We start from the raw sequence: 16,085 nt of genomic DNA, 5'->3' as shown, positions 1-16,085 counted from the left end.
GAGGCGGGCTTTTTTTGCCAGGGGAGGGGACCCGCAATGACCATCGATCTGTCCACCACACTGTCTTGGACCACGGCGTCCGGCGACGCCGCGACAATGCTCGGCGAACTGCAGCCGAACATCCTCAAGGCCCACGTCCGCGACCACCTGTCCGCCCTGTTCCTCACGTTCGGCGACGCGGCGGAGGCGCGCGCCTTCCTCGTCTCGGTGACCGGGAAGATGAAGTCCGCCAAGGCGCACCTCGATGAGGTGAGCGCGTTCAAGGCCGAGGGCGGCGCGGGCACGCCGTACGTCGGCGTCGGGCTCACCGCGGCCGGGTACCGCGCGCTGGGTGCCGACGGAAACATGCCGCAGGACGAGGCTTTCCTGCGCGGGATGGCGGCACCGGACACGCGGCGGCGGCTGAACGACCCGCCGCGCTCGACGTTCGATCCGGGCTACCGCGGCGAAATCCACGCCGTCGTGCTCGTCGGGGACGCCACCGACAAGACCATGACCGCCCGCCGCAACGAAATCCTCGATCTGCTGCCGGATTCGGCCGTCGTGCTGGCCGAGGAAACCGGGCTCGGGCGGGTCAACGCGCGCGGCGAGGGCATCGAGCACTTCGGATACGTCGACGGCCGGAGCCAACCGCTGTTCCTCACCGAAGACGTCGACGCGGAGAAGAACAACACCGACGGAATCAACGTGTGGAATCCGGCGGCGCCACTCGGGCAGGTGCTGGTTCCCGACACCGCGGCGCCGGATCCCGGCGTGCATTTCGGCAGCTATTTCGTTTTCCGCAAACTGGAGCAGAACGTCCGGCGGTTCAAGCAGGCCGAAGCGGATCTGGCCGACACGCTCGGCCTCACCGGCGAAGACCGCGAGCGCGCCGGGGCGATGATCATCGGCCGGTTCGAGGACGGCACGCCGCTGACCACCCAGCGGGAAGACGGCGCGGAAAGCCCGGTGTCGAACAACTTCACCTACGACGGCGACCGCGCCGCGCTGAAGTGCCCGTTCCAGGCGCACATCCGCAAGACGAACCCGCGCGGCGCCGGCGGCGCCGAGGACCCCGCCGACGAGCGGCGGCACCTGATGGCCCGCCGCGGCGTCACGTACGGCGAACGCCCGGACGACCCGAACGCCGACGTGCCGCCGGCGGCGCGGCCCAGCGGCGGCGTGGGGCTGTTGTTCATGGCCTTCAACTCCGTGCTCGGCAACCAGTTCGAGTTCACCCAGGCGGTCTGGGCGAACAACCCGGGCTTCCCGATCGTCGACGGCGTCACGCCGGGCCTGGACCCGGTGATCGGCCAGGGCGAGCGCGGATCGTCGGGCTACACCGTGGACTGGGGCGGCTCGGCGCAGCGGACGGCGGGTCCGGTACCGCAGTCGGTGACGCTGCGGGGCGGCGAGTACTTCTTCATGCCCTCGCTGGCGTTCCTGCGGTCACTCTGAGCTGGGGGCGGAGGCCACCACCGGTGCGCCCGGTGGTGGCCTCCGGAGGGCTTCAGGCGCCGAGCAGGTCGAACGCGAGCAGCCCGGCGCCCAGCCGCCCGGCCTCGTCGCCCAGCTCGGCGATCCGCAGCTCCGGCATCTTCTGGAACGTCAGGTGCGCGGCCAGCCACTCACGCACCGGCTCCAGCACGTAGTCGGCCGCCGTGAACAGGCCGCCACCCAGCACGATCACCTCCGGGCCGAGCAGCGTCAGCAGCGTCCGGATGCCGTGGCCGAGCCCGTCGAGCGCGTCCTGGACGACGGCGACCGCGACCTCGTCCCCGCGGCGGGCCAGCTCCACGACCTCGCGCGCGCCGTCGGCCGGGCGGCCGGTGCGCTCGGTGTAGCGGCGCGCGATCGCGGCCGCCGACGAAATGGCCTCCAGGCAGCCCGTCGCGCCGCAGCCGCATTTGCCGGCGTGGCCGACGTCGATGTGCCCGACCTCGCCGGCCTGCCCGTGCGCGCGGTGGATGCGGCCGTCGAGCAGCAGCGCGGCGGCGATCCCGGTGCCGACCGGGATGAACGCCGCGTTCGTGGCGCCCCGGCCGGCGCCCACGCGGAATTCGGCGATGCCGCCCGCGGTGACGTCGTGACCGAACGCCACCGGCAGCCCGAGCCGGTCTTCCAGGAGCTCGCCGAAGCGGACTTCGCGCCAGTCGAGGTTGGCCGAGAAGTGGCAGACGCGGGTCTGTTCGTCGACGATCCCCGGCACCACCACCCCCACCGCGGCGGGCTGCCCGGTGCCCGCCTGCTCGGTCAGCGCGGCCACGATGTCCACGGTCTGCGCGGCCAGCGCCGTCCCGTCCGCGCCGCGCGCCGTCTCCGCGCGCAGTGCCGCCTGGGGCTGGAGCTGCTCGTCGAGCAACGCCGCCTTGATCGTCGTCCCGCCCACGTCGAGGGCGGCCACCATTCGAGTCACCGCGGCATTGTCACATTGACGCGGCCCGAACGGCGGACCTACGCTCAACCGGCCAGACGACGGATTCCGGAACGCGGTGCAAGTCCGCGCGGTCGCGCCACTGTGACCCCCACCCGGGGGAAGCCAGACCCGGACCGTCGTGATCGACCCCGATGAGGCCGCGAAAGCCCGAGGAGGCCACGCATGACCCAGACGGCAGCTCCCGCCGTTCCGCTCCCGATCCGCATCCCGATCCGTGAGATCGTGCCGTGGGCGGTGTTCGTGGTGCTCCTCGCCCTGATCGCCCTGTACTTCGTGAGCGCCGAGCAGGGCGCCATGGCGGTCTTCGCCAACTCCTACGTCCACGAGTTCGTGCACGACGGACGGCACCTGCTCGCCTTCCCCTGCCACTGATCGGCGGGCGCGCGCTCCCATGATGAAAACCCTGCTGGTCCGCGGCATGCTCGCGGGCCTGATCGCCGGTGTGCTCGCGTTCGGGTTCGCCTACGCCTTCGGCGAGCCGTCAGTGAACGCCGCCATCGGGCTCGAGGAGTCCGGCGGCCACGCGCACTCGCACGACGCGTCCGCTCCACCGGCTCACGAACACGAAGAGCTCGTGACGCGGGACATCCAGAGCACGCTCGGGCTGCTGACCGGCGTGCTCGTCTACGGCGTCGCGATCGGCGGCCTGCTCTCGCTGGCGTTCGCCTTCGCCCAGGGCCGGCTCGGCTCGCTGCGCCCGCGGGTGACGGCCCTGCTGCTCACCGCGGGCGCGTTCACCGTGGTGTTCCTGGTGCCGTTCCTGAAGTACCCGGCCAACCCGCCGGCGGTGGGCCAGGCGGGCACGATCGGCTCCCGGACCGAGCTGTACTTCGGCTTCGTCGCGGTGTCACTGCTCGTCGGCATCTTCGCGACGGTGTTCGGCCGCAAGCTCGCGGACCGCCTCGGCGCGTGGAACGGCTTCCTCCTCGCCGCGGCGGGCTACGTCGTCGTGATCGGCGTGGTGGCCTGGCTGATGCCGGCGGTCGACGAGGTCCCAACGGCGTTCCCGGCCTCGACGCTGTGGAGCTTCCGCACGGCGTCGGTGGGCACGCAGGCGACGCTGTGGCTGGCGCTGGGCCTGACGTTCGGCGCGTTCGCGGAGAAGGCGTTGACGAAGAAGACCGCCGTCGCCGTCTAGCCGGTCAGGGTGCGCCCGGCGGGACGAACGGAAGTCCCGCGGGCGCGCCCCGGTCCACCAGCCGGAGCAGCAGCGCCGTGTCGAGGTGCTCGTCGACGGCGTCCGCGAGCTTGTCCAGCATTTCCTCGCGCAGCTCGCCGAACCCGGGCGCGTCCGGCGCCGGCGTCCACGTGGCGCCCGCCTGCGCGGCCGCCTCGGTGAGCCACGCGCGGCGGAAGGCGTCGTTTTCGAACGCGCCGTGCCACATCGTGCCCCAGACCGCTCCGGCGCGCCGGCCGTCCAGAAAGGACTCCCCGGCGGCGGTCGCGGTCACCGAGCCGTGGTGGATTTCGTAGGCGTCCACCGGGTGCCCCCGCCACGTGCCGGCCGGCCGCGCGAGCACCTTCTCCGCGGCGAACGTCACCCGCCCCGGCAGCAGGCCGAGGCCGGCCACCGCACCGGCACCGGACTCGACGTCGTCCACAATGGACTCGGTGAGCATCTGGTAGCCCCCGCAGATGCCGAGGACGGGACGGCCCGCGGCGGCCCGGGCCGTGACCGCCGTGTCGAGCCCGCGCGCCCGCAGCCAGGTGAGGTCCGCCACGGTGGCCCGCGACCCGGGCAGCACCACGACGTCCGCCGCCGCGACGACGTCGGGATCGGCGGTCAGCGTCACCGTGACCCCGGGCTCGGCGGCCAGCGCGTCGACGTCGGTGGCGTTGGACGCGCGCGGGAACCGGACGACCGCCACACCGAGGCCCCCACCAGGCGCTTCGCGGCGCCAGCCCGCCGCGGCGAGGGCGTCTTCCGAGTCGATCCACACCCGGTCCAGCCACGGCAGCACGCCCAGCACCGGCCGTCCGGTGACCTTCTCGAGGCTGTCGAGGCCCGGCCGCAGCAGCCCGACGTCCCCGCGGAACTTGTTGACCACCCAGCCGGCGACGAGCGCCTGGTCCTCGGCGGAGAGCAGCGCGAGGGTGCCGAACATCGCCGCGAGCACGCCGCCGCGGTCGATGTCGCCGACGACCAGCACCGGCAGCCCGAACCGCCGCGCGAGCCCCATGTTGACGTAGTCGCCACCGCGCAGGTTGATCTCCGCGGGACTCCCGGCACCTTCGCAGACGACGACGTCATAGCGCGCGCTGAGGTCCTCGAAGGCACCGAAGGCGATCTCGGCCAGCCCGGCCCGGCCGGTGGCGTACTCCCCCGCTTCGAGCGTGCCGAAGGGTTTCCCGAGCGCGACAACGTGGCTGCGCCGGTCACTGCCCGGCTTGAGCAGCACGGGATTCATCGCGGCCTCGGGTTCAACCCCGGCGGCCCGCGCCTGCACCCACTGGGCCCGTCCGATCTCGGAGCCGTCACCGCAGACCATGGAGTTGTTGGACATGTTCTGAGCCTTGAACGGCGCAACCCGCACCCCCCGCCGCGCAAGCCACCGGCACACCCCGGCGGTGACAAGGCTCTTCCCGGCATCGGACGTCGTCCCGGCGACGAGCAGCCCCCTCATCGCAGGTTGTCCACAGCCGGGCGCCCGGCAGCGCAGTTGTCCACAGATCGCCGAGCGGCCCTTTCGCCCGGCCGGGGACCGATAGACTGGACAGGGGCCGCCCCCCAGGGAGTGGTGGGGGCTGCGCTGCCGGAGACCGCGCTGCCGGAGACCGCGGCCTGCGCCACCAAGGCCAGGCGCGCTGCCCCGCGCGCTTCGATCGGCTGCGGGTGGTGGCCCTCGCCGAAGGGGTTGATCGCTGCGCGGCTGAAGGTTCCCATGGTCAGGCCACCTTTCCATGCCGGGCGCCTGCGGCCGCTGGGCGCGGCAGACGTTCCGGCGTGAGGGCCGCGAGCGCGGCGATGGTCACCGCGGCTGCTCCCACCAGGCGGGACAAGCGCACCGCTCGCCTCAGGTCCGCCGGCTCCGGGTCGCGGCCTTCGCCGAGGCGGGCGCGGCTCTCCAGCTCGCCGCCGTAGCTGTTCGTTCCGCCGAGCCGGATGTCCAGTGCGCCCGCGAACGCCGCTTCCACCTGGCCCGCGTTGGGGCTCGGGTGCCGGTTGCCGTCGCGGCGCCACATCCGCCAGGACTCCCGGGCGCGGCCGCCCGCGCACAACGCCGTGAGCGCCGCCCCGATCCGGGACGGCACCAGGTTGGCGACGTCGTCGGCGCGCGCCGCGGCCCAACCGAAGCGGCGGTAGCGGGGCGAGCGGTAGCCGACCATCGCGTCGAGCGTGTTGAGCGCGCGGTAGCCAAGGAGGCCCGGCATGCCGGCGACGGCGCCCCAGAACAGCGGCGCGACCACGGCGTCCGACGTGTTCTCGGCGATCGACTCGGTGGCCGCGCGGGTCAGCTCGGCCACGTCGAGGGTTGTCGCGTCGCGCGCGCAGAGGTGCGAGAGCCTCTGGCGCGCTTCGGGCACTTCGCCCGCTTCGAGCAACCGGGCCATTTCGGTACCTTCGGCGGCGAGGCCACGTCCGCCGAGCACGACCCAGGTGGACGCGGCGGTGAGGACGAAGCGCGCGAAGGGACGTCGCCGCGTCGCCGTCCGAAGTGCGACGCCGAGGCCTACCGCGCCGAAGGTGCACAGCGCCGCGTACGCGGCTCCGCGCGGCTTCGAGTCAGCCCACAGACGGTGTTCCAGACGCGCCGCAGCAGTACCGAACAGGGCGACCGGATGGCCCGTTCGGGGGTCACCGAACAGAGCGTCGGTTACGTATCCGGTCACGAGTCCGGCCGCGGTTGTCCCTAGACGGAGTGGCACGTGGCGCACGGTAGCGCGTGCACCAGAATGCCGGGTATGACTGTGGCCAATGGCGCCTCCGCGAAGAAACGTCCGTCGGCGGGGCTGACGCACCGGCTCGCCGGGTATCTCGAAACCCTGGCTCGCGCCTTGCGCCGGTACGGGCGCGACGAAGGCAAGGTGCTGGTCCTGGGCGGCGTCCGCTCGGGCAAGTCACGGCACGCCGAGCGGCTCGTCGCCCACCACCCGCACCTGGTCTACGTCGCGCCCGGCCTGCCCGCGGGCGCAGACGACCCGGAATGGGCCGCGCGGGTGGCCGCGCACCAGGCCCGGCGGCCGGCCAACTGGAAGACCGTCGAGACCACCGACCTGGCCGGCATCCTGCGCACGGCGACCGAGCCGCTGCTGATCGACTGCCTCGGCACGTGGCTGTCCCGCGTGCTGGACGACGTCGGCGCGTGGCGGCAGAAGCCGGGCTGGGAGCACCGGCTCGACGATCGGCTCGAGGACTTCCTGGCCGCGTGGGCCGCGGCGCGGGTGCCGGTGGTCGCGGTGAGCAACGAGGTCGGCAGCGGTGTGGTGCCCGCAACGTCGTCCGGGCGGCTGTTCCGTGATGTGCTGGGCGCACTCAACAACCGGGTGTCCGCCGACGCCGACCGGGTCGTGCTGGTCGTCGCGGGCCGGGCGCTCGACCTGTAGCCAGGAGGCGCCCGTGTTCGACGTACCCGTGCCCGACCCCGCCGCCCGCGCCGCGGCGCTGGAGCGGCTCGACGGCCTGGTCAAGCCGCTCGGCGCGCTCGGCAGGCTGGAGGAGATCGCGGCCTGGCTGTCCGCGGCGCACGGCAGCGTCCCGCCGCGCCCGCTGGACGACGTCCGCGTGGTCGTCTTCGCGGGCGACCACGGCGTCTCGGCCCTGTCGGCGTACCCGCGCGAGGTGACCGCGGCGATGGTGCGGGTGTTCCTGGCCGGCAAGAGCGGCGTGAACGTGCTGGCCGCCCAGGTCGGGGCCCGCGTGCGGGTCGCGGACATCGCGGTCGACTGGGACGGCGCGGACGTGCCGCCGTCGGTGACCGCCCACAAGATCCGCCGCGGTTCCGGCTCGATCGACGTCGATGACGCCCTCCTGCCGGGCGAAGCCCAGGCGGCGTTCGAAGCGGGCCGGGCGATCGCCCTGGAGGAGCGCGACGCGGACGTGCTGATCCCGGGCGACATGGGCATCGGCAACACGGCGATGTGCGCGGCCCTGGTGGCGGCCTCCCTCGGCCTGCCGGCGGCCGAGGTGGTCGGCACGGGAACGGGAGTCGACGCGGCGGGCTTGGAGCGCAAGACGGCGGCGGTCGCGGCGGCCTTGACGCGCACGGCGGGCCGGACGGAGGACCCGTTCGAGAGGCTGACAGCCCTGGGCAGCGCCTGCGCGGCGGCAACGGCGGGCTTCCTGGCCCAGGCGGCGGTGCTCGGCATCCCGGTGATCTTGGACGGAGTGTTCTCCGGCGCGGCGGCGCTGGTGGCGCGGGACATCGCGCCGGGCGCGGAGCAGTGGTGGCTGGCCGGCCACCGGTCGACGGAGCCTTCGCAGGCGTTCGCGTTGAAGGCCCTGGGCTTGGAGCCGATCCTGGACTTCGGCCTGCGGCTCGGTGAGGGGAGCGGAGCGGTCCAGGCGGTCCCGACCTTGCGAGCGGCGCGGGCGATCCTGGCCGACATGGGTTTGCTGGCCGACCTGGCATGAAACGCCTCGCGTCCGGACAGGATCGAGATGCCGCTTGCGGTGTTCCTGACCGGGGAGGCCGGGCGTTGATCGCCGGGCGAGCGGCCTCCTTCGGCCTGGTGGGAGCAGGCGCAGGCGCCTGGGAAGCAGCAGCGTGGCGGGTCGGGGCCGATCGCCGGGCTATGAAACGCCGACGCGTGGCCGCCCAGGCTGCGGGCGCCCAGGGTGCAGCCGCCCAGACCGCGGGCGCCCCGGTCCGGCCTATCAGTCCCCCGGCCGACGAAACCACCGCTCGGCGATCTGTGGGCGACTTCGTCGTTGGCCGCCCGGCTGTGGACAGCCCGACGTGAGCCGGTGGGGCGATGCCGTTCGGATGGCCGTCGGGACGCTGACCACCGTGCCCGTTCCGGCGCCGCGGGTGATCGATCGGGGGGTTGCCGGGCGGGCCATGGTGCTGGCTCCGCTTGCCGCTCTTCCGCTGGCCGCTGCTGCCGGCGGCATTGTCTGGGCCGGTTCCGCCCTTGGCCTGCCCTCGCTCGCCACCGCGGCGCTGGCCCTCGGGGCTGTCGCGCTCGGCAGCCGGGGGTTTCACCTCGATGGGCTCGCCGATACCGCGGACGGCCTCGGCGCCTCCTACGACCGGGCCAGGGCGCTCGACGTCATGCGGCGCGGGGACTCCGGGCCTACCGGTGTTGCCACTCTCGTTCTCGTCCTCCTCGTTCAGGTCGGTGCGCTGACCGCCGCCAACCCCTTCACGGCCGCCGCCGGCGTGCTGGCCGGGCGGTGCACGCTGTCCATGGCTTGTGCCCGCGGTGTTCCGACGGCTCGGACGGAAGGGCTCGGTGCCACCGTCGCCGGGTCGGTGTCGCGCGTCGCCGCCATCGCCGTTGGGGTGGCCGCCGCCGGGCTTGCCGTGCTGCTGCCCGGGTTGCTGTGGTGGCGGGGGCCGTTGGCGGTCGCTCTCGCGTACGCCGTCGCCGGGGCGCTTCTGTGGCGGTGCACCAAACGGCTCGGCGGGATCACCGGTGACGTCCTCGGTGCCGGTGTCGAAGCCGCCGTCGCGGCCGCTCTGGTCGCCTTGGCGACCTAGGGCCTGTTTCAATGGCGTAGCCACTCGTTGATCGCGGCGACGTGGATCGTTGCTTCGTAGCGGACGGCGAGTTTGTCGAACCGTGTGGCGACGCCGCGGTTGCGTTTGAGCCGGTTGATGCCGCACTCGACCGCGTGCCGTTGCTTGTAGATCTGCGGGTCGAACGCGGGAGGCCGGCCACCGGCACGGCCGCGGTTGCGGCGATGCCGGACCTGATCAGCGGGCTGGGGAATCGTGCACGCGATCCCGCGCCGCCGCAGGTAGGCCCGGTTGGCGCGGGAACTGTAGGCCTTGTCCGCCAGGACCCGATCCGGCCGGGTCCTGGCCCGTCCGCCGCCGGCGCGGGCGACCTTGATCCCGGCCAAGACAGCCTTGAACTGCGGCGAGTCACCTCGCTGCCCCGCGGTCACCAGCAGCGACAATGGCTTCTGGTCTTGCTCGGTGGCCAGGTGCAGCTTGGTCGTCCAGCCGCCCCGCGACCGGCCCAGCGCGTTGTCGGCCGGTTCGGGCTCGCCGACACCACCGGGCGGTTCTTTCTGCAGGTCACCCTCGATGCGAGCGCCTGCGGCATGCTGGTGGGCCCGGTTGATCGTCGAATCGACGCTGACGTCCCAGGTGATCAGTCCGGCAGCGTCGGCCCGGGTCTGCAACGCCGCCAGGATCAGCGCCCACACCCCGGCGCGCTGCCAGCGCCGGAACAGGCCATAGACGGTTTGCCAGCAACCGTAGGCGGGTGGGACGTCGCGCCAGGGCGAGCCGACGCGGACCCGCCAGCGCATGCCGTCCAGGAGCTGGCGCTTTGTCCACAGTGGTGGGCGGCCGGGCTTCTTGCCGACGGGCAGCAGCGGTTCCAGGATCGCCCACTGCGCGTCGGTCAGATCGGCTCGCCCCGTCGCCGCTAGGCTGGGCACGAGGTCTCCGGTGTTCTCGATCAGCTTGGTCGTTGATCGATCTACCGGAGACCTCGTCTATTTGATCCAAGACACGCCGCACCGGCCATGCCGGCCAGAACCACCGCTGGTCAGCGCATCGAAACAGGCTCTAGGCCCAGGGCTGCGCGGCGCGACCGACTTCGAGCGCCCCCGCAAGTAACCGAAACTGTCGTACCCCCTCCTTTACCTTGATCCGTGTGAATCGAACCGATCGCCTCTACGCCCTCGTCGAAGAGCTGCGCGCCGTCGCGCCGCGGCCCCGCAGTGCGCGCTGGCTCGCGGACCGGTTCGAGGTCAGCGTCCGCACCGTCGAACGGGACATCAGCGCCCTGCAGCAGTCCGGCACGCCGATCTACGCCGAGCCCGGCCGTACCGGCGGCTACTGCCTCGACAAGGCGCACACGATGCCGCCGGTCAACCTGACGCCCGCCGAGGCCGTCGCCATGGCGCTCGCGTTGAGACACCTGGACGGCACCCCGTTCCGCGCGGAAGGGCGCTCGGCGCTGCGCAAGCTGGTCGCCGCCATGCGGCGGGAGGACGCGGACGCGGCGCGGAACCTCGCCGCCTGTGTCCACCTGCTCGGCGAGGGGCCCATCCCGCCGATGCCGCCGGTGCTCGGCATCCGCCGCGTCCTGCGCATCCGGTACGCCGATCGCCAAGGCACCGTCACCCGGCGGGAGATCGAGCCGCTCGGCTACGTCGGCAAGCCCGCCCACTGGTACCTGGTGGCCTGGTGCCGGCTGCGCAAGGAGATCCGGGCGTTCCGCACCGACCGGATCGTCTCCTTCGCCGCGACCACCGAAGTGCCGCCGCTTCGCCGGCTGCGGCCCGAGGACCTCGACATCCCGTACGGCGACGCCAAGCAGCTCGATGTGGCGGGGTGAACACGGAGAAGTGGTTGCCCGCTGAGTCGAGCAGGTGCGCGAACGTCACGCCGACCGGATCCGCGCTCGGTGGCCGCCGCACCCGCCCGCCGGCCTTCTCGACCTGGCGGCAGATGGCGTCGTTGAATCCGGGCATGTCGTTCCTTTCGCTGCACACCGGGCGTTTCCCGGTCTGCAGCCAGTCTCGACGCCGGTGGCGACAACCCCCTGTCGGTGTTTACGAAAGTTCGCGCAAAGTCGCCAGGAACGCGTCGGTCGTGGCGCGGTCGCGCACCGCCAGCCGCAAGTGGTCCGGCCCGAGACCGGGGAACGTGTCGCCGCGCCGCACGGCGTAGCCCGCTTCGCGCAGCCGCGCGCGTAAGGAAGCACCATCGGGAACGCGCACCAACACGAAGGGGCCACGCGGATCGCCCAGCACGTCGACCCCCTGCGCGGCCAGCCCCGACACCAGGTACTCCCGGTCGGCTTCCGCGGCCACCGCCAGCTTTTCCGCTTCCTCCAGGGCGGCCGGACGGCAGCAGGCCACCGTCGCCACCCCGGCCAAAGTAGACACCGACCAGGGCACCTGAACCGCCCGCAGCCGCTCGACGACGTCCGCCGAAGCGAGCACGTACCCCGCGCGCAGCCCGGCCAGCCCCCACGTCTTGGTCAGGCTGCGCAGCACGACCACACCCGGATGACCGGCGGCCAGGCTCTCGACTTCGCCGGGAACGGCGTCCAGGAACGCCTCGTCCACCACGAGCAGCCGGCCGGGACGCGCCAAGGACAGCAACGAAGACGCCGGGTGCAGCACCGACGTCGGATTGGTCGGGTTGCCCACGAAAACCAGGTCCGCCTCGGCCGGGACCAGCGCCGGGTCGAGCACGAAGCCGTCCGATTCGGACAAAACCACCCGCGAGACCGCGTGCCCCGCGGCACGCAGCGCCGCCTCCGGCTCGGTGAACTGTGGGTGCACGACCACCGCGTGACGAGGCCGGAGAGCCGAAGCCAGCAGCGTGAAAGCCTCCGCGGCACCCGCCGTGACCAGCACTTCGTCGTCAGCACGCCCGTGCCGTGCGGCCACCGCGCGCACCGCGTCCGCCGTAGCCGGGTAGGCGGCCAGCGAGTCCAAAGCGGACACCAGTTCCTGCCGCAGCCACGCGGGCGGCCGGGGCAACCGGACGTTCACCGCGAGATCAACCAGGCCCGGCCCGACCTCCCGGTCGCCGTGGTGGTGCAGGTCGTAGCCCTCCGACGTGCTCCCTCCCGCGAAGGCGGGATCAGGCTCAACCACGGGCTCGGACCCGCGCCGCGAACCGCCGGGCCAGCTCGGGATATCCGGCCCAGTGGACGTGCAGGTAGGACGCGTGCAGCGTCGGCGACGCGAAGCCGTCCAGCTGCCTGTCCCAGCCCCAGGCCGCCGAGGCGCCGTGTGACGGCGTCACCTCGGTGCGGTGGAACTCGTGCCCGGTGACGCGCTGGCCTGCCGTCGCCAGCAGGTTGTCCTCGACGGCGACCGCGCGCCGGTAGCCGAGCTTGCCGCGAGCGGTCATCTTGGCGTCCGCGGGCACCGCGCCGACCATGGGCACGCCGTCCAGCGACTGGCACAGGTACAGCAGCCCCGCGCACTCCGCGCTCACCGGCATGCCCCCTTGGACGGCCGAAGCCACTTCAGCGCGCAACGCCGTGTTCGCCGACAGTTCCGCCGCGTGCACCTCGGGGAACCCGCCGCCGAAGTAGAGGCCGGCACACCCCTCGGGCAGTGCCTCGTCCCGCAACGGGTCGACGTCCACGACCTCGACGCCGCAGGCGGCGAGCAGCTCGATGTTCTCGGTGTACCGGAACGTGAACGCCGGGCCGCCGGCGGCCGCGATCGTCACCGGCGGGCCGTCCATCCCGGCCGGTTCCCACGGTGGCGCCGAAAGCCGCGGCGCGCCGGAGGCGATCCGGACGATCGCCTCGAGGTCGACGCCGTCCCGCACCCACGCGGCGAGCGCGGGCAGCACGTCCTGGGCCTCCGCGGCCCGTTCCGCCGCGGGGACGAGCCCGAGGTGCCGGCTCGGCGCGTGGATCTCTTCGTTGCGGTACAACGCTCCCAGCAGCGGAACGCCGGTCGCTTCGAGTGCGGACGCGATCTCGTCGCGGTGCCGCTGCGAGCCGAGCTTGTTGAGGATGACCCCGGCGAGCCGCACGCGGTTGTCGTAGTGGGCGAAGCCGAGCACGGTCGCGGCGACGCTGCGGGAGGCGGCCGAGGCGTCGACGACCAGGACGACGGGCGCGTCGAGCACCCGGGCGACGTGCGCTGTCGACGCGTAGCCTTCGGTGCCCAGCGCCCCGTCGAAGAGGCCCATCACCCCCTCGATCACGGCGATGCCGGCGCCCGCGGAACCGTGCCGCAGCAACGGGACCAGCCGGTCTTCGCCCTGCAGGAACGGGTCGAGGTTGCGCGCGGGACGGCCGGTGGCGAGCGCGTGGTAGCTCGGATCGATGAAGTCAGGCCCGACCTTGTGCCCGGACACCCGGTGCCCGGCCGCGCGCAGCGCCGCCATCAGCCCGGCGGCGATCGTGGTCTTGCCGTGCCCGGAACCGGGCGCGGCGACGACCACGCGCGCTACCACTCGATCCCCCGCTGGCCCTTCTGGCCGGCGTCCATCGGGTGCTTGACCTTGGTCATCTCGGCGACCAGGTCGGCGGCCTCGACGAGCTCCGGCGGCGCGTACCGGCCGGTGATGACGACGTGCTGGTGCCCGGGCCGCGAGACCAAAGTGGACACGACGTCGTCCACTTCGAGCCAGCCCCACTTGAGCAGGTAGGAGAATTCGTCGAGGACGTAGAAGTCGTGCGTCTCGGCGGCGAGCCGTCGCTTGATCTCCGCCCAGCCTTCGCGTGCGTTCTCCGCGTGGTCCTCTTCGGTCCCGGACTTGCGCGCCCAGCTCCAGCCTTCGCCCATCTTGTGCCACTCGACCGGCCCGCCCTGGCCGGTGTCCTCGTGCAGCTTCCCCAGCGCGCGGAACGCGGCTTCCTCGCCGACGCGCCACTTCGCCGACTTGACGAACTGGAACACGCCGATCGACCAGCCCTGGTTCCAGGCGCGCAGGGCCATCCCGAACGCGGCCGTCGACTTGCCCTTCATCTCACCGGTGTGCACGGCGAGCAGCGGCCGGTTGCGGCGCTGGCGCGTGGTCAGGCCGTCGTTCGGGACGGCTTCCGGTTTGCCCTGCGGCATCAGGCGGCCTTTCCGGTCCGGGCGCGGACGGCGGCCGCCAGCGATTCGGCGGCGACGTCGGCGAGGGGGACGTGGTCCGCGCCGAGGTGGGCGGCGAGGTCGGCGGCCAATCCGAGCCGCATCCTGCCGCTTTCGCAGTCCATGACGATGGTCGTGACACCGGCCAGGAGCCCGGCCGCGGCCTGGGCGCGGCCGACGGCGTCCGGGCCGCTGGTGGCGCGCCCGTCGGTGACGACGACCAGCAGCGGGCGGCGCCGGGGGTCGCGGATCTGCTCCACCCGCAGCACGCGCGCGGCCTCCAGGAGTCCTTCGGCCAGCGGCGTCCGGCCGCCGGTCGGCAGGCCTTCGAGGCGGGACGCGGCCGCGTCGACGCTGATCGTCGGCGGCAGCGCGAGTTCGGCCGCGTCGCCGCGGAACGTGACGAGCCCGACCTTGTCGCGGCGCTGGTAGGCGTCGAGGAGCAGCGACAGGACCGCGGATTTGACCTCGCGCATCCGCGCCTTCGCGCCCATCGAGCCGGACGCGTCGACGCAGAACAGCACGAGGTTGCCTTCGCGGCCTTCGCGCCGCGCGAACCGCAGGTCCTCCGGGCGCAGTTTCAGCGCGGCGCCGTCACGGCCACGGGCTTTCTGGTGCGGGGCCGCGGCTTTCACCGTCGCGACGAGGTGCGGACGGCCTTCGCGGACGCTGGCGGGCTGGACACCGATGGTCCGTCCGCTGTCGGTGATCGCGCGCGAACGGCGTCCGCGCTCGCCTTCACCCATGCCCTTGACGCGGAACACGCGCGCCTTGAAGGTTTCGCCGGCACCGACGGTTTTCTGCTGGCCACCGGCGTTCTGCTGCGGCTGGCCCTGCGGCGCGTTCTCACTCCCCTGCGGCTCGGGCGCTTCCTGCGGCGTCGAGCCCGATCCGGGGCCGTCGTCCTCGGGACCCGGGTCCGGCTGGGCGTCCTGGAGGGCCTGTTCCAGCTGCTCTTCCGAGATACCCGGGGCGTCGAACGGGTTGCGCCGGCGCCGGTGCGGCAGCGCGAGCCGGGCGGCGACGCGGACGTCTTCGGTGGTCACCTCGTCGCGGCCGGCCCAGGCCGCGTGCGCGACCGCGGTGCGTGCGGTGACGATGTCCGCGCGCATGCCGTCCACCTCGAAGGACGCGCAGACCTCCGCGATCTGGCGCAGGGCGTCGTCGGGGAGTTTGACGGCGGGCAGAAGCCGTTGCGCCGCTTCGATGTCCGCGGCGAGCTGGGCGTCTTCGTCCGCGTACCGCGCGGCGAAGGCGTCGGGATCGGCTTCATAGGCCAACCGACGGCGGACGACCTCGACGCGCTGCTCCGGATCGCGGCTGGAGGCGACCTCGACGGTCAGCCCGAACCGGTCCAGCAGCTGCGGCCGCAGCTCGCCCTCTTCGGGGTTCATGGTGCCGATCAGGACGAACCGCGCCGCGTGCGAGACCGAAACACCCTCGCGTTCCACGGTCGCGCGGCCCATCGCGGCGGCGTCCAGGAGCGTGTCGACGAGGTGGTCGTGCAGCAGGTTGACCTCGTCGACGTAGAGCAGCCCGCGGTGGGCGGCGGCGAGCAGGCCGGGCTGGAAGTCCGTGACACCTTCGGCGAGCGCGCGTTCCAGGTGCAGGGAGCCGATGACCCGGTCTTCGGCCGCGCCGACGGGGAGTTCGACCAGCTTCGCGGGGCGCCGGTGGCTCTTCGCGCCGTCGTGCGGACCGTCCGGGCAGAGCGGATCGGGCGCGGCGGGATCGCAGGAGAACCGGCAGCCGTCGACGACGTCGACGCCGGGCAGGAGGCCGGCGAGCGCGCGGACCATGGTCGACTTCGCGGTGCCCTTTTCGCCGCGCACCAGCACCCCGCCGACGGCGGGCGAGATCGAGGACAGGACCAGCGCCAGGCGCAGGTCCGGCAGCCCGACGACGGCGGTGAACGGGTACGGCTTCAACAGCGCTCCTGAGGTCGGCGACCGGCCGATCATCGCACAGCGCCCGCCTCGCTTAGGGTGG

Annotated in this window: 15 protein-coding genes; 7 read left to right on the top strand and 8 right to left on the bottom strand. The window is 73.0% G+C overall.

Annotation, left to right across the window (positions count from 1 at the left end; genetic code table 11):
- The first annotated feature begins 36 nt into the window (after nt 1-36).
- Nucleotides 37-1,437: a Dyp-type peroxidase gene (locus DV20_RS26355; RefSeq protein ID WP_043784695.1), complete on the top strand. Its 1,401-nt coding sequence runs from the start codon at nt 37-39 to the stop codon at nt 1,435-1,437.
- 52 nt (nt 1,438-1,489) lie between these two features.
- On the opposite strand, the gene DV20_RS26350 is transcribed toward DV20_RS26355, so the two are convergent.
- A complete protein-coding gene (locus tag DV20_RS26350; protein ID WP_043784692.1) occupies nt 1,490-2,386 on the bottom strand; it encodes an ROK family protein in 897 nt (298 codons plus the stop codon).
- 192 nt (nt 2,387-2,578) lie between these two features.
- On the opposite strand from DV20_RS26350, the gene DV20_RS26345 reads away from it, so the two are divergent.
- Both DV20_RS26345 and DV20_RS26340 read left to right on the top strand, forming a co-directional pair.
- Complete coding sequence (locus DV20_RS26345) at nt 2,579-2,788, top strand: CbtB domain-containing protein (protein ID WP_043784691.1); 210 nt, start codon at nt 2,579-2,581, stop codon at nt 2,786-2,788.
- A gap of 19 nt (nt 2,789-2,807) precedes the next feature.
- A complete protein-coding gene (locus tag DV20_RS26340) occupies nt 2,808-3,554 on the top strand; it encodes a CbtA family protein (RefSeq protein WP_043784690.1) in 747 nt (248 codons plus the stop codon).
- A gap of 4 nt (nt 3,555-3,558) precedes the next feature.
- On the opposite strand, the gene DV20_RS26335 is transcribed toward DV20_RS26340, so the two are convergent.
- Together DV20_RS26335 and DV20_RS26330 are read right to left on the bottom strand one after the other, a co-directional pair.
- Nucleotides 3,559-5,040 carry a cobyric acid synthase gene (locus tag DV20_RS26335; RefSeq protein ID WP_043784689.1) on the bottom strand — a complete coding sequence of 494 codons (1,482 nt, stop codon included), beginning with the start codon at nt 5,038-5,040 and terminating at the stop codon, nt 3,559-3,561.
- A 262-nt stretch (nt 5,041-5,302) separates the two neighbouring features.
- Nucleotides 5,303-6,283, bottom strand: coding sequence for a cobalamin biosynthesis protein (locus DV20_RS26330; RefSeq protein WP_063607830.1), 981 nt, complete (start codon nt 6,281-6,283; stop codon nt 5,303-5,305).
- A 36-nt stretch (nt 6,284-6,319) separates the two neighbouring features.
- Between DV20_RS26330 and DV20_RS26325 the strand changes: the two genes are divergently transcribed.
- The 3 genes from DV20_RS26325 (at nt 6,320) to DV20_RS26315 (ending at nt 9,057) form a co-directional block, all read left to right on the top strand.
- Nucleotides 6,320-6,961, top strand: a complete 642-nt coding sequence (locus DV20_RS26325; protein WP_051736128.1) for a bifunctional adenosylcobinamide kinase/adenosylcobinamide-phosphate guanylyltransferase — start codon at nt 6,320-6,322, stop codon at nt 6,959-6,961.
- Between the two features lie 13 nt (nt 6,962-6,974).
- Nucleotides 6,975-7,988, top strand: a complete 1,014-nt coding sequence (gene cobT / locus DV20_RS26320; RefSeq protein WP_043784687.1) for a nicotinate-nucleotide--dimethylbenzimidazole phosphoribosyltransferase — start codon at nt 6,975-6,977, stop codon at nt 7,986-7,988.
- Nucleotides 7,989-8,340: 352 nt separating this feature from the next.
- Entirely contained in the window at nt 8,341-9,057 is a 717-nt protein-coding gene (locus DV20_RS26315; protein WP_043784880.1) for an adenosylcobinamide-GDP ribazoletransferase, read from the top strand.
- 8 nt (nt 9,058-9,065) lie between these two features.
- On the opposite strand, the gene DV20_RS26310 is transcribed toward DV20_RS26315, so the two are convergent.
- Complete coding sequence (locus tag DV20_RS26310; RefSeq protein WP_043784685.1) at nt 9,066-9,968, bottom strand: IS5 family transposase; 903 nt, start codon at nt 9,966-9,968, stop codon at nt 9,066-9,068.
- Nucleotides 9,969-10,186: 218 nt separating this feature from the next.
- On the opposite strand from DV20_RS26310, the gene DV20_RS26305 reads away from it, so the two are divergent.
- Entirely contained in the window at nt 10,187-10,873 is a 687-nt protein-coding gene (locus DV20_RS26305) for a helix-turn-helix transcriptional regulator (RefSeq protein ID WP_043784683.1), read from the top strand.
- A gap of 217 nt (nt 10,874-11,090) precedes the next feature.
- Here the strand turns inward: DV20_RS26305 and cobC are convergent, their stop codons facing one another.
- Genes cobC through DV20_RS26280 form a run of 4 tightly spaced genes read right to left on the bottom strand, consistent with a single transcriptional unit; the run spans nt 11,091 to nt 16,024 of the window.
- On the bottom strand, nt 11,091-12,146 hold the full coding sequence (gene cobC, locus DV20_RS26295; RefSeq protein ID WP_051736127.1) for an Rv2231c family pyridoxal phosphate-dependent protein CobC: 1,056 nt from the start codon (nt 12,144-12,146) through the stop codon (nt 11,091-11,093).
- A complete protein-coding gene (locus DV20_RS26290) occupies nt 12,139-13,470 on the bottom strand; it encodes a cobyrinate a,c-diamide synthase (RefSeq protein WP_043784680.1) in 1,332 nt (443 codons plus the stop codon). Before DV20_RS26290 ends, cobC begins: the two co-directional genes overlap by 8 nt.
- Nucleotides 13,464-14,078, bottom strand: a complete 615-nt coding sequence (gene cobO, locus DV20_RS26285) for a cob(I)yrinic acid a,c-diamide adenosyltransferase (RefSeq protein WP_043784678.1) — start codon at nt 14,076-14,078, stop codon at nt 13,464-13,466. The genes DV20_RS26290 and cobO overlap by 7 nt, the downstream gene beginning before the upstream one ends.
- A complete protein-coding gene (locus DV20_RS26280) occupies nt 14,078-16,024 on the bottom strand; it encodes a putative cobaltochelatase (RefSeq protein WP_043784873.1) in 1,947 nt (648 codons plus the stop codon). The genes cobO and DV20_RS26280 overlap by 1 nt, the downstream gene beginning before the upstream one ends.
- Nucleotides 16,025-16,085 lie beyond the last annotated feature (61 nt).

The sequence above is a fragment of the Amycolatopsis rifamycinica genome, from assembly GCF_000695625.1.
Classification (GTDB): domain Bacteria; phylum Actinomycetota; class Actinomycetes; order Mycobacteriales; family Pseudonocardiaceae; genus Amycolatopsis; species Amycolatopsis rifamycinica.
Note: the sequence above shows the minus strand (reverse complement) of the source record. Positions and strands in the feature narration are given on the sequence as shown.

Coding starts and splice junctions, on each gene's coding strand:
- DV20_RS26335 (WP_043784689.1), bottom strand. CDS start 5,040: ATGAGGGGGCTGCTCGTCGCCGGGACGACGTCCGATGCCGGGAAGAGC.
- DV20_RS26340 (WP_043784690.1), top strand. CDS start 2,808: ATGATGAAAACCCTGCTGGTCCGCGGCATGCTCGCGGGCCTGATCGCC.
- DV20_RS26355 (WP_043784695.1), top strand. CDS start 37: ATGACCATCGATCTGTCCACCACACTGTCTTGGACCACGGCGTCCGGC.
- DV20_RS26350 (WP_043784692.1), bottom strand. CDS start 2,386: ATGGTGGCCGCCCTCGACGTGGGCGGGACGACGATCAAGGCGGCGTTG.
- DV20_RS26315 (WP_043784880.1), top strand. CDS start 8,341: ATGGCCGTCGGGACGCTGACCACCGTGCCCGTTCCGGCGCCGCGGGTG.
- DV20_RS26345 (WP_043784691.1), top strand. CDS start 2,579: ATGACCCAGACGGCAGCTCCCGCCGTTCCGCTCCCGATCCGCATCCCG.
- DV20_RS26325 (WP_051736128.1), top strand. CDS start 6,320: ATGACTGTGGCCAATGGCGCCTCCGCGAAGAAACGTCCGTCGGCGGGG.
- cobO (WP_043784678.1), bottom strand. CDS start 14,078: ATGCCGCAGGGCAAACCGGAAGCCGTCCCGAACGACGGCCTGACCACG.